The following is a 14,235-nucleotide window of genomic DNA, read 5'->3' on the forward strand; positions in this document are numbered from 1 at the left end:
TTTTAATTGGGGGGTAAAATAAGCAAGTCAGTTTTAAGTAAGCGCATTATTTTTTCTGCAGTATTACCAATGAGTTTTGCTTTAATTCCTACATTCCCAACAGATCCTATAATCACTAAATCAGCATTAAGCTTGGCCGCTAAGCTTGGGATCACCTGCTCAGGTAAACCCGCTTTAATATAAAGTTTGTCGCGTAAGTTATTATCAATAATGAGTTGTTGCTGTGATTGAGGTAATTTCTCAAAGGCATTGACTAGTTGCTCTTCTGAAAATACTAAGCCTAAATCTCTTAATATTGGAGAAATATACACTGTGTAGCCGGCATAAAATTCACAGTCTGTTCGCTGTGCGTATGCTAGGCCATATTTAATAATTGACTGATTAAGCTTATGTTTTGCGGTTTTTTCGCTGGCTAAATCAAGTGCGGCGAGTATGTTGGTATGCTTGCGCCACTTGTTATCTGCCGCTAAATACAAAGCGATGGGTGTAAAGCGGATAAGTTGCCAATCAAGTTCACTAAATTGGCTGTCGCTGTCGATATGGCGTGTTTTTATCACCATTTCGTAGTCATCAGTATTAATATCTTCGTTAAGCCACTGCTCGGGGGCTTCATGCCATGCGGTTTGAAAGGTATAACTGCAACCCTCCAGTTCAGCGCTAATCAGTGGCTCCAACTGTGCCCTTAATGATGCAAGGCATTTATCTTGCAGCGCAAGTAGTTGTTCTGGCGACAGAGAAAATAAAATATTGCCGGTTTCTTCAAAGCTAAATGCAACAATATCAATATGTTTATTCCCTTGCAGCGCTTTTTGTTTAGCATGCTGCAATGACGTTTTTGCAAATTCAACCGAATCAATCAGTACAAGAAGCTTTTTTTTGTCCATTATTTTTACTCTGTTGTATGGCGTGAATCATCAATTGGACATTGACCAATGGTTGAAATCTCACCAGAATTTGACTCCTGTTCCAGTTTTACCTTAAAGCCCCATAGTCTGTAAAGGTGTTTTAATACCTCCCCATGGGAGTTAGCCAGTGGAACGGCATTATGAGGTACATATCGTAGGGTTAAAGAGCGGTCGCCGCGTAAGTCAACATCGTAAACTTGTATGTTAGGCTCATGATTACTAAGGTTATATTGTGCAGAAAGTGCTTCTCTAACCGCTTTGTAGCCATTATCGTCGTGAATAGCGCCTATTTCTAAATGTGGGTTACTAGCATGGTCGACTATGGTGAATAATTTAAAATCCCGAATCAGCTTAGGGGATAAAAATTGGCTAATAAAACTCTCATCTTTGAAATTTTGCATTGCAAAGTGCAGTGTCTCGAGCCAGTCACTGCCCGCATGCTCAGGGAACCAGCGTTTATCTTCTTCTGTTGGGTTTTCACAAATACGACGTATATCAACCATCATATTAAAGCCCAGTGCATAGGGGTTAATACCTGAGTAATAATCGCTATTATATGGAGGTTGGTACACAACATTAGTATGGCTTTGTAAAAACTCCAACATAAATGAGTCGGTTAGTTTTCCCTCATCATATAAATGGTTCAAAATAGTATAGTGCCAAAAAGTGGCCCAACCTTCATTCATTACTTGGGTTTGTTTTTGTGGATAAAAGTATTGTGATATTTTTCGCACTATCCTGACGATTTCTCGCTGCCATGACTCGAGTAAAGGGGCATTTTTTTCAATAAAGTACAGAATATTTTCCTGCGGCTCCTGCGGGAAGTGGCGTTCGTGTTTTTTTGACTCTTGCTGTTGAGAAGGAATGGTACGCCATAATTCGTTAACTTGTGATTGCAAATACTCAGCCCGTTCTTGCTGACGCTTTTGCTCTTCAAATAAAGAAATTCGTTGTGGACGTTTGTACCTATCAACACCGTAACTCATTAATGCATGACATGAGTCGAGTATGCTTTCTACTTCGGAAATACCGTACTTTTCTTCACAGCGGCTAATATAGTTTTTAGCAAACAATAAATAATCAATAATTGAGCCTGCATCAGTCCATGTTTTAAATAAATAATTCCCTTTAAAAAATGAGTTATGCCCATAGCAAGCATGTGCCATAACCAGTGCCTGCATCGGAAGGGTGTTTTCTTCCATTAGGTAAGCAATACAAGGGTTGGAATTAATCACAATTTCATACGCAAGTCCCATTTGGCCGCGTTTATAATTTTGCTCCGTTTGAATAAATTTTTTACCATACGACCAGTGAGTGTAGCCAATGGGCATGCCTACACTTGAGTAGGCATCCATCATTTGTTCTGCGGTGATCACTTCAATTTGATTAGGGTAGGTGTCTAGCTTATAGTGCTCAGCCACACGGGCTATTTCGTCTTGGTATTGTTGCAATAGTTCAAAGGTCCAATCGGGCCCATCACTTATTCGATTATCGTTCATAATGCTACCTCGCTTTGGCTATGCAGCCCCTTGCTGTTGACGACCTTTTTTAAATAGCTCCCTAAATATAGGGTAAATATCTTCAACACCTTGAATATGTTGGATGGCAAAATTACTGTTCGTTTGGCTAATACTTTGATACTCGCGCCATAAACTTTGATGAGCACGTGTGGTAATTTCTATATAGGCAAAATAGCGAACAGCTTTAAGTATTTTATTACGTAAAATGTGCCCACATTGGGGCGTATCATCGGCCCAATTATCGCCATCAGAAGCTTGTGCCGCGTATATATTCCACTCATCAGCGTTATAGCGCTCAGCTATTATTTCATTCATCAGTTTTAGTGCACTTGAAACAATGGTACCGCCTGTTTCTTGTGAATAAAAAAATTCTTGCTCATCAACTTCTTTAGCCTGGGTATGATGGCGAATATAAACAACGTCGATGTCTTTGTAGCTGCGAGTTAAAAACTGATAAAGCAAAATGTAAAAGCGTTTTGCCATGTCTTTTGTTGCTTGATCCATCGAACCTGACACATCCATAATACAAAACATCACCGCTTTACTGGTTGGGTGTGGTTGCTTGTCGTAGTTACGAAAACGTAAGTCGTAATTATCGATAAAGGGCACGGTTTTTATTTGCTGTTTGAGTGTGTCGATTTCTTTTTGTAATAAGGCCACAGCGGCTTTATCACAGTGTGGTTGTTCAAGCAGCAGTGCTAGTTGTCCCTCAAGCTCACTAAGGCGGCGTTTTTTACCTGCGGTCATCGCAATACGACGAGCTAGAGAACCTTGTAATGAGCGCACTACATCAATATTACTGGGCATACCATCGCTGCAAAACCCAGCGCGATGGGTTTTCATTTGTACTAGTTTATCAAGCTGATTTTCTTGCAAGTTAGGGAGTTCTAAATCCTCAAATAACAAATCAAGGTATTCATCTTTAGAGATAGAAAAAACAAATTCATCTTGGCCTTCGCCAGAGTCACTTGCTTCACCTTCGCCTGCGCCACCGCCTTTGCCTCCTTTAGGGCGTTCTATTTTGTCGCCAGTAGAGAACTGATCGTTCCCAGGGTGTATTTGCTCTCTATTACCGCCTCTACCTTGATGAAAAGTAGGTTCGCTAATATCACGCTGCGGAATAGAGATACTCTCTCCAGAGCTTGAATCAGTGACACTGCGTTTATTGATCGCATCAGACACCGCTTCTTTGATCTGCTTTTTATAACGCCTAATAAAACGCTGGCGGTTAACTGTGCTTTTGTTTTTGCCATTTAAACGCCTGTCGATAAAATGCGCCATAATGACCTCCTAAAAACTGCAATTATGAAGGTTATTGCGATTTTCTAACCCGTAAATACCACTCAGATAGCAAGCGCACTTGTTTTTGCGTGTAGCCTTTTTCAACCATACGATTAACAAAGTCCTCATGCTTTTGCTGATCTTCAGCTGATGTTTTTGCATTAAATGAAATAACAGGGAGTAAGTCTTCCGTGTTTGAGAACATTTTTTTCTCAATAACCGTGCGTAGTTTTTCATAACTTGTCCACAGCGGATTTTTGCCATTGTTATGAGCGCGAGCACGCAGTACAAAGTTAACAATTTCATTTCTAAAATCTTTAGGGTTTGAAATACCTGCAGGCTTTTCTATTTTTTCAAGCTCAGCGTTGAGTGCATCTCGGTCAAATAATTGCCCTGTATCAGGGTCGCGGTATTCTTGATCTTGAATCCAAAAATCAGCATAAATAACGTAGCGGTCAAAAATATTTTGGCCATATTCTGAATATGACTCTAAGTACGCGGTTTGTAGCTCTTTACCTATAAACTCAACATATTGTGGAATTAAATAGCCTTTTAAAAAGCTTAAATAACGCTCTTCAACTTCGGCACTAAATTGTTCACGCTCAATTTGTTGCTCAAGCACATAAAACAAATGCACAGGGTTGGCGGCCACTTCGGTGGTGTCAAAGTTGAATACTCGCGATAAAATTTTAAACGCAAAGCGGGTTGAAAGGCCGGTCATGCCCTCATCAACACCAGCATAATCACGATACTCTTGATACGACTTCGCTTTTGGATCGGTGTCTTTAAGGGTTTCACCATCGTAAACTCGCATCTTAGAGTAAATGCTTGAGTTTTCCGGCTCTTTTAAGCGCGAAAGAGTGGTAAATTGGGCTAAAATTTTAAGTGTACCTGGCGCACAGGGGGCGTTGTAAAGCTCACTGTGTTCAATAAGCTTATCGTAAATTTTAATTTCTTCGGTCACTCGTAAGCAATAAGGGACCTTAACAATATAAACACGGTCTAAAAAGGCTTCGTTGTTTTTATTGTTTTTAAAGGTTTGCCATTCTGATTCATTAGAGTGGGCGAGTATCATGCCGTTAAATGGCAGGGCGCTTATGCCTTCTGTGCCGTTATAGTTACCTTCTTGGGTCGCTGTTAAAAGCGGATGTAACACTTTTATGGGGGCTTTAAACATTTCCACAAATTCCATTAAGCCTTGGTTGGCTAAACATAATGCGCCTGAATAGGCATAAGCATCAGGATCATTTTGTGCAAAGTGTTCAAGTTGGCGAATATCTACCTTACCAACAAGAGCAGAAATATCTTGATTGTTTTCATCTCCGGGCTCTGTTTTAGCAATCGCAACTTGATTTAAAATTGATGGGAAGCGTTTCACCACTCTAAATTGACTAATATCACCATTAAATTCTTGTAAACGTTTTGCGGCCCATGGCGACATTACCGTTTTGAGGTAACGAGACTTAATTCCATATTCTTTTTCGAGTAGGCTGGCATCTTCAACGGGATCAAATAATGACAGCGGATGGTCATTAACTGGTGAGCCTTTAATGGAGTAGATAGGTACTTGTTGCATTAAATACTTTAATTTTTCGGCAATTGATGACTTACCACCACCCACAGGGCCGAGTAAATAAAGCACTTGTTTACACTCTTCTAATCCTTGCGCGGCGTGTTTTAGATAAGACACAATTTGCTCAATGGCGTCTTCCATACCATAAAAGTCAGCAAATGCTGGGTAACGTGCAACAACACGGTTCGAAAATAAGCGACTTAAACGAGTATCGGTAGCGGTATCTAACATTTTAGGCTCGCCAATGGCCATCAGTAACCTTTCAGGTGCACTGGCATAAGCAGACTTATCGGTTTTACAAATTTCGAGGAATTCAGCAACACTGTACTCTTCTTCTTGTGTTGATTCATAACGTGCTTGGTAGTGATCAAAAATAGTCATAATGACCTCCGAAACCTACTTTGAAGATGTATTCACTATCTAAAGTCTAGTCACGAATTTCATTTTTTGTGCAATAAAATTAAAAATTTATATGAAAAATGATCAAGATGCGCTTTTATAAAACAACCTACGTATAAACGCAATTAATGCAAATTGTAGGCATAAAAAAAGACGCCTAAGCGTCTTTTTAAAACTAGTATTAAACTAATTATGCGAAGTTAGCGTTCGCGAATTCCCAGTTAACGAGTGACCAGAAACCTTTAAGGTAATCTGGACGCACGTTACGGTAATCAATGTAGTATGCGTGTTCCCATAAATCCACTGTTAGTATTGGAGTAACACCTGCATCTGTTAGTGGTGTAGCAGCGTTAGATGTATTAACGATGTCTAGTGAACCATCAGCCAGTTTAACTAACCACGTCCAGCTTGAACCAAAGTTATTTACTGCTTTGTCGTTTAACGCGTCTTTAAATGCGTCAAATGAGCCCCATTTAGCGTTAATTGCATCAGCAATTGCACCTGTTGGAGCGCCACCGCCATTTGGAGATAGGCTGTTCCAGTAGAAAGTATGGTTCCAGATTTGAGCAGCGTTGTTAAATACACCGCCTTCTGAAGAACATACGATCTCTTCTAGTGATTTACCTTCAAACTCAGTGCCTGGGATTAAACCGTTAAGTTTAGTCACATAAGTGTTGTGGTGTTTACCATGGTGAAACTCTAGCGTTTCTTGTGAAATATGTGGCTCAAGTGCATCAATTGCATACGGTAGTGACGGTAGTTCAAATGCCATTTTTTATCTCCATCTTCTTTTGGTTGATAGTCTATTTAGTAATACGTAATGCCTGCGCAAACAGGGCACTTATCTATACCAAACAGGAATATAGTGTTACTATAATTGTTGAGTATTTTACTCAAGTTTTAGCAAACAGCAATGCTCTTGCTAAAGCTATTTAAGATTGAGGCTTTAATTGCCTATGTTAATCTATATATCTGAGGCCACAGTGAAACTTTTTCAAGGCCTAATGTGTTCGCTATCGTCATTTTGAGGTTGTAAATGGAAACCATCGATAAAATTAAACAGCAAATTGCTGAAAACCCAATCATCTTATACATGAAAGGATCACCAAAACTGCCTAATTGTGGTTTTTCTTCACAAGCATCACAAGCATTAATGTCGTGCGGTGAACCGTTTGCATATGTGGATATTTTACTTAATCCAGACATTCGTGCAGAGCTTCCTGCTTACGCTAACTGGCCTACCTTCCCGCAACTTTGGGTTGAAGGCGAGTTAATTGGTGGCTGTGACATTATCATTGAAATGTTTCAACGTGGTGAATTACAACCACTGATTGCTGAAACAGCTGCAAAGCATAAACCTGCAGACGCTGAATAAGCGTTTAGGTAAAAAAAGCTGCAATTTGCAGCTTTTTTTATGTCTAGCGTAAGCTTAAATAGCACTGAACCTGCCGATTTCACAATGGTATAGGCTGATTTTCCTATGATGGGGATTTAATTCTCAGCCGATCCAATAACCTGTCGATATAATACCCACCTCAAACAATTTGCTGCCATTAAAAGCTGTAAAAGTAACGAACAGTATTAGGGTCTGTTGACCTTTCAAGGTTAAATTTGCAGCAGTCTGTTTGGTATTTAGGCAAGGCAGAGCCTATGTGGTGTGGTATTCCTCATAAATAGGCGATAACGCAGCATCAATAACAAACAGGCGCTGAACTTCGGGTTCTGCCTAGGGACGATTTACTCTTTGTTGCTCGGTTTTTACTTAGTCCACTAGGTTACAAACCTCGCGCCGAGATTAAACCGCCCCTAGTTTGAACAAATTGTAATCCGCAAAGGTCAACAGACCCTAAGCTTTTCTTATCGTTTTTGCTTAATTAACTTAATTATTTTGTGCACAGGCATCTTTTTTCATCACCGTTCCTTGGCGTTAATACTTATTCAAAGTAAGCCATATGCGCAGGCCATAGTTGATAAAATTAAAAATAATTCACTCGTAAACAGTGCTAGCTTACTCAAAAGTGAGCCTATTTTTACGCAGTCAAGTGAGATGTTAACTTTTAGTATGTTGATTTTAAAGTGCTTTATATTTAATGACTGTGTTCATAGCAGTCACTGTTTTTGCTTAGGTGGCCAAACAAAGTTTACCTATAGGTAAGGTAGATAAAACGTCAGTAGATGCATAATATGAAAGCAAATACTGGTAACTATTAAATAATATATGCATTAATTTAAACCACTGTAAAAAACTATTAATTAATTTGCTTGTAAAAGGTAAATATCAGCAAGTTAATAAAGAATAAAATACGGCTATGAATAATTATTCATTATTTGCATGGTTTACGTTTACGTAAACTGACTATTGAGGGGGGGGTTATTTACAAGTTCTTAAAAATAACACCGGTGTCATTAAAGTTTTCGATCCAATATCTACTCAAATGTTAATATTTAGCATTATTTTATGATTTTTAATGAAGTTGAAATATATTCAATATAATGAATATGTATTCAGAAAGATATTGACTCAGGTTAGGAATAACGCTAATTTTGATCGTCTGTTAGCAAATCGTCGAGCCGTTCATCCACGTTAACAGTGCAGCAAGGGGAGGGGTCCATGTTATATGACTCAAAACTAGAAAAAGATAATTGTGGCTTTGGCTTAATAGCCCAAGTTAATAACCAAGCGAGTCACCGACTCATCCGTACGGCGATCACCGGTTTAGATCGCATGCAGCACCGCGGCGGTATATCTGCTGATGGTAAAACGGGTGATGGTTGTGGCTTGTTACTTCAAAAACCAGACAGCTTCTTTCGTGCTATTGCTGCTGAAAATAATTGGCATTTAGGTAAAAATTACGCCGTTGGGATGATTTTCCTCAATGCTGATCCGGTATTAGCACAAGCAGCTAAAGATGTTTTAAGCGAAGAACTAGAAAAAGAAACGCTTAATATTTTAGGTTGGCGTGTTGTCCCTACCGATCCATCAATGTTAGGACCTATAGCCCTAAAGCAATTGCCTGGGTTTGAACAAATTTTTATTAGTGCGCCAGAAGGGTGGCGTTCTAAAGATTTAGAGCGACGTTTATATGTTGCACGTCGTCGTGCAGAAAAGCGCTTGATGGATGATGAATCATTTTATATTGCGAGCTTATCTGGGCTAGTCACCATCTATAAAGGCTTAATGATGCCTGCTGACTTGCCAAATTTTTATCTCGATCTTGCTGATATTCGCATGACCAGTGCTATTTGTGTTTTTCATCAACGCTTCTCTACAAACACACAGCCTCGCTGGCCTTTAGCGCAACCATTTCGTTATTTAGCGCACAATGGTGAAATTAATACTATTGAAGGTAACCGCCAGTGGGCCCGTGCACGCTCTTATAAATTTGCTTCGCCGCTTATTCCTGATTTACAAAGCGCAGCGCCGTTTGTTAATGAAACAGGGTCTGACTCATCTAGCCTCGATAATATGCTAGAGCTGTTTTTAGCTGGTGGTATGGATTTATTCCGTGCGATGCGCATGCTAGTGCCGCCAGCATGGCAAAAAAACCGTGCTATGGATGACGACTTACGTGCATTCTATGATTTTAATTCGATGCATATGGAACCGTGGGATGGCCCTGCAGGCATCGTTATGTCGGATGGGCGTTTTGCAGCCTGTAACCTAGACCGAAATGGTTTACGTCCAGCGCGTTATATTATTACTCAAGATGGCTTTATTACTTTAGCCTCTGAAGTGGGTATATGGGATTACACCGCTGACGAAGTGGTCGAAAAAGGACGTGTTGGCCCGGGCGAACTCCTCGTTATTGATACTAAATTGGGTAAAATTTGGCATTCAGATGAAATTGACCAAGATTTAAAATCACGCCACCCTTATAAGTCGTGGTTAGAAGAAAACGTTAAACGATTAACGCCTTTTGAAGCACTTACCGAGCAAGATGCGGGCAATCGCTCATTTGATGATGAAACCCTTGTCAAATACCAAAAGATGTTTGGCTATACTAACGAAGAGCTAGACAGCGTCATTCGTGTCATGGGTGAAAATGGGCAAGAAGCCACTGGCTCAATGGGTGACGATACGCCGTTTGCCGTACTGAGTGAAGGGCACCGTTCACTTTATGATTATTTCCGTCAAAAGTTTGCTCAGGTTACTAATCCGCCAATTGATCCGTTACGTGAAAACCATGTAATGTCGCTTGCAACGTGTATTGGCAGTGAGCAAAACGTATTTAATGAAACAACAGGGCACGCTAAACGCCTGCAATTTGATACGCCTATTTTAATGTACGCTGATATGCAGCAGCTACTTAACGCCGATGAAGCGCACTACAGCTATTGTAAGATTGATATTACTTACACCGTAGAAGAAGGCCTTGAGAATGCGGTTAAGCGCATCTGTGATGAAGCACAAGCAAAAGCCGCATCTGGCTGCATTATGCTGGTATTAACGGATCGTAACTTTGATGACAATCAATTACCTATCCCTGCTGCTATGGCGGTGGGTGCGGTACAAAAACGCTTGGTAGATAATAACTTACGCTGTGAGTCAAATATTATTATTGAAACTGGCAGCGTTCGCGATGCGCATCAATTTGCGGTACTACTTGGATTTGGTGCAACCGCAATTTACCCGTATTTAGCGTACGAGTCACTTGTGGCTATGAGCGATACCAAGGTAATTAATAAGTCATACTGTGAAGTTACACTGGCTTATCGTCAAGCAATTAATAAAGGCTTGTACAAAATCATGTCTAAAATGGGCATTAGTACCGTGGCTTCATATCGTTGTTCAATGCTGTTTGAAGCCGTTGGTCTATCGGACGCTATTGTTGAGATGTGTTTTAAAGGCGTGGCGAGTCGTATTAAAGGGGCGTGTTTTAGCGACTTTGATGACGATCAGCAAAGCTTGCATAAACTGGCGTTTAGTAAACGTAAATTATTAAGCCATGGTGGTTTATTTAAGTACGTACACGGCGGCGAGTACCATGCTTACAACCCTGATGTGATTCAAACGTTACAAAAAGCAGTACGTAGCGGCGAGTACAGTGATTACAGCGAATACGCAAAGCTAGTTAATCACCGTCCAGTCGCGACTCTGCGCGATATGTTGGCTTTAAAACTGCCAGAAAAGGGTATAAGCATTGATGAGGTAGAGCCTGCCACTGAGCTTTATAAACGGTTTGACTCAGCCGCCATGAGTATTGGTGCATTATCACCAGAGGCGCATGAAGCACTTGCAATTGCCATGAATCGTTTAGGTGGCTGCTCAAACTCTGGTGAAGGTGGCGAAGACAAACTTCGTTACGGTACAGAAAAAAATTCACGTATTAAACAAGTAGCTTCGGGTCGATTTGGTGTCACCCCACATTACTTACGTAGCGCTGATGTTATTCAAATAAAAGTGGCACAAGGCGCTAAACCTGGGGAAGGCGGACAATTACCGGGTGAAAAAGTCACTCCCTATATTGCCAAGCTTCGTTACTCGGTACCGGGTGTGACTCTTATTTCACCTCCGCCGCATCACGATATTTATTCTATCGAAGATTTAGCCCAGCTGATTTTTGACTTAAAACAAGTAAACCCGAATGCATTGATTTCAGTAAAACTGGTATCTGAACCGGGTGTTGGCACAATTGCAACCGGTGTAGCAAAAGCGTATGCCGACTTAATTACTATTTCAGGCTATGATGGTGGCACAGGTGCAAGTCCATTAACCTCAGTTAAATACGCTGGCAGCCCATGGGAGTTGGGACTTGCTGAAACACAACAAGCATTGGTAGAAAATGGCCTTCGCCATCGTATTCGCCTGCAAACAGATGGCGGTTTAAAAACCGGCCTTGATATCATCAAAGCGGCCATTTTAGGCGCCGAAAGTTTTGGCTTTGGCACAGGGCCTATGGTTGCATTAGGCTGTAAATACTTACGAATCTGTCACTTAAATAACTGTGCGACAGGTGTGGCAACACAAGACGAAACATTACGTCAAAAGCATTATCATGGTCTGCCAGAAATGGCGATGAATTACTTTAAGTTCATTGCTCAAGAAGCGCGCGAAATTATGGCAAGTTTAGGGGTTGCAAACCTAACCGATTTAATTGGTCGCTTAGACTTACTCGAAGCCATTGAAGGCAAAACAGCGAAGCAGCAAAAAATAGATTTATCAGCGGTTATCGCTCAGCCAAATAATCCAACGGGTGAAACTTTGTTTTGCAGTGCACCAAATAGCTCGCATTATTTAGGTGAGTTAAATGAGAACTTACTTGGTAAGGCACAAGAGGCAATAGATAACTCAAGCGGCATTTCATTAGTAAGTCGTATTTGTAATACCGACAGATCAGTAGGTGCCATGCTTTCTGGGTATATTGCTGATAAACACGGTAATCAAGGCATGGCCGCAGATCCGGTAGTTATTGAATTACATGGTACAGCTGGTCAGTCATTCGGTGTATGGAATGCCGGTGGCCTTGAAATGACTTTGGTTGGCGATGCTAACGATTACGTTGGTAAAGGCATGGCTGGCGGTAAGCTAGTTATTCGCCCACCATTGGGTTCGTCATTTGAAAGTCATAAAGCAACAATTATTGGCAATACCTGTTTATATGGTGCAACCGGCGGTAAATTGTTTGCAGCAGGATGTGCAGGCGAGCGTTTTGCTGTACGTAACTCAGGCGTGCAAGCTGTTGTTGAGGGCGTAGGTGATAACGGTTGTGAATACATGACCGGTGGCGTTGTGTGTGTACTTGGTAATGTAGGAGTGAACTTTGGTGCAGGTATGACCGGTGGTTTCGCTTACATTTTAGATGAACGAGGTGATTTTGAGAAACGCATTAACCCAGAGTTGGTTGAAGTGGTTACTTTAGATGACTTAAGTTCACATCAAGAGCATTTACGCGGCTTAATTGCTGATCATTTAGAGCTAACAGGCTCATGCAGAGCAGAAACTATTTTAGCTAACTTTGAACTTTATTTACCGATGTTCAAATTAGTAAAACCTAAATCAAGTGACGTAAAAAGTTTACTCGGGCACCGCGCTCGCAGTAGCGCCGAACTACGTGTTCAGGCGCAATAAGGGGGCAGTATGAGCGAAAATGTATATCAATTTATAGACGTGCAGCGTGTAGACCCACGCAAAAAACCAATCTCGTCGCGTAAAAAATCGTTCGTAGAAATTTATGAACCCTTTTCAGAAAATCAGGTTAATTCACAAGCGGATCGTTGCCTTGATTGTGGTAACCCTTATTGTGAGTGGAAATGTCCAGTACATAATTATATTCCACAATGGTTAAAACTGATCCGTACAGGGCGTATTTTAGAGGCCGCTGAGCTATCGCACCGTACTAACAGTTTGCCAGAAGTGTGTGGACGAGTATGCCCGCAAGACCGCTTATGCGAAGGCTCATGTACATTAGATGAAGAGTTTGGTGCAGTAACAATCGGTAATATTGAAAAATACATCACCGACACCGCGTTTAAAATGGGCTGGAAACCAGACATGTCCTATGTGACATGGACTGATAAAAAAGTTGCCATTATTGGCGCAGGGCCTGCGGGCCTAGGCTGTGCAGATATCTTAGTGCGTAATGGCGTAAAGCCTGTGGTATTTGACCGTCACCCTGAAATTGGTGGGCTGTTAACCTTTGGTATTCCTTCTTTTAAATTAGAAAAAGAAGTCATGCAAAAACGTCGCGAAATATTTACCGAAATGGGTGTTGAATTCAAGCTTAATGTCGAAGTAGGTAAAGACATTAGCATGGATGAAATACTTAATGAGTATGACGCTGTATTTTTGGGCGTGGGGACTTATCAGAGTATGCGAGCGGGGCTTGAGAACGAAGATGCACCGGGAGTACATGATGCCCTGCCATTTTTAATTGGTAACACTAATCGTGTTATGGGTTACGATGAGTCTAAACAAGCTTGCATTGATATGGCAAACCAAAAAGTAGTGGTACTAGGTGGTGGTGATACAGCAATGGACTGTGTGCGTACCTCTATTCGTCATAACGCGTTAAAAGTAACGTGTGCTTATCGTCGTGATGAAGAGAACATGCCTGGTTCAAAACGCGAAGTAAAAAATGCCAAAGAAGAGGGCGTCATTTTTACTTATAACGTTCAGCCTAAAGGGATTGTGCTTGATGACAAAGGTGCTGTAGCCGGTGTTAAAATGGTAAAAACTCAGCTTGGCGAGGCAGATGAAAACGGCCGCCGTCGCGCTGAGGAAGTACCGGGTTCAGAGCATATTATTGAAGCCACACAAGTGATTATGGCATTTGGTTTTAAGCCACATAAAATGGATTGGCTAGAGCAGTACGACGTAGAAATTAACCACTGGGGTGGTATTAATGCACCCGAGCAAGGTGAATTTACACATCAAACCACTAATCCTAAAATATTTGCTGGTGGCGATATTGTTCGTGGTTCAGACTTAGTGGTCACCGCTATATTTGAGGGGCGTAACGCTGCAGAAGGCATTATGGATTATTTAAAAGTGTAAATAATGCTTTTGTTAGAATGGAGTCAAAAGCAAACCTTCGGGTTTGCTTTTTTTATTTCCTCA

At 41.0% G+C, this 14,235-nt stretch carries 8 protein-coding genes; 3 read left to right on the forward strand and 5 right to left on the reverse strand.

Translation table 11 applies throughout. From position 1 onward, the window contains the following. Positions 1 to 2: 2 nt before the first annotated feature. From L641_RS0120100 to L641_RS0120120, 5 genes are all read right to left on the reverse strand, one after another. The gene (locus L641_RS0120100) at positions 3 to 884 is read right to left on the reverse strand and encodes a universal stress protein (RefSeq protein WP_024602944.1); all 882 of its coding nucleotides are present in this window, start codon (positions 882 to 884) and stop codon (positions 3 to 5) included. Positions 885 to 889: 5 nt separating this feature from the next. Continuing rightward, entirely contained in the window at positions 890 to 2,404 is a 1,515-nt protein-coding gene (locus tag L641_RS0120105) for a SpoVR family protein (protein ID WP_013465182.1), read from the reverse strand. Positions 2,405 to 2,422: 18 nt separating this feature from the next. Then, complete coding sequence (locus tag L641_RS0120110) at positions 2,423 to 3,706, reverse strand: YeaH/YhbH family protein (protein ID WP_024602945.1); 1,284 nt, start codon at positions 3,704 to 3,706, stop codon at positions 2,423 to 2,425. A 31-nt stretch (positions 3,707 to 3,737) separates the two neighbouring features. Further along, positions 3,738 to 5,660, reverse strand: coding sequence for a PrkA family serine protein kinase (locus L641_RS0120115; protein WP_024602946.1), 1,923 nt, complete (start codon positions 5,658 to 5,660; stop codon positions 3,738 to 3,740). Positions 5,661 to 5,868: 208 nt separating this feature from the next. After that, positions 5,869 to 6,450, reverse strand: coding sequence for a Fe-Mn family superoxide dismutase (locus L641_RS0120120; RefSeq protein ID WP_010388603.1), 582 nt, complete (start codon positions 6,448 to 6,450; stop codon positions 5,869 to 5,871). Between the two features lie 264 nt (positions 6,451 to 6,714). Between L641_RS0120120 and L641_RS0120130 the strand changes: the two genes are divergently transcribed. From L641_RS0120130 to L641_RS0120145, 3 genes are all read left to right on the forward strand, one after another. Further along, the gene (locus tag L641_RS0120130; RefSeq protein WP_024602947.1) at positions 6,715 to 7,053 is read left to right on the forward strand and encodes a Grx4 family monothiol glutaredoxin; all 339 of its coding nucleotides are present in this window, start codon (positions 6,715 to 6,717) and stop codon (positions 7,051 to 7,053) included. Between the two features lie 1,236 nt (positions 7,054 to 8,289). Then, positions 8,290 to 12,747, forward strand: coding sequence for a glutamate synthase large subunit (gene gltB / locus L641_RS0120140; protein WP_024602949.1), 4,458 nt, complete (start codon positions 8,290 to 8,292; stop codon positions 12,745 to 12,747). A gap of 9 nt (positions 12,748 to 12,756) precedes the next feature. Beyond that, on the forward strand, positions 12,757 to 14,172 hold the full coding sequence (locus L641_RS0120145) for an FAD-dependent oxidoreductase (protein ID WP_013465171.1): 1,416 nt from the start codon (positions 12,757 to 12,759) through the stop codon (positions 14,170 to 14,172). The last annotated feature ends 63 nt before the right edge of the window (positions 14,173 to 14,235 follow it).

It is taken from the genome of Pseudoalteromonas sp. TB41 (assembly GCF_000497975.1).
GTDB lineage: Bacteria > Pseudomonadota > Gammaproteobacteria > Enterobacterales > Alteromonadaceae > Pseudoalteromonas > Pseudoalteromonas tetraodonis.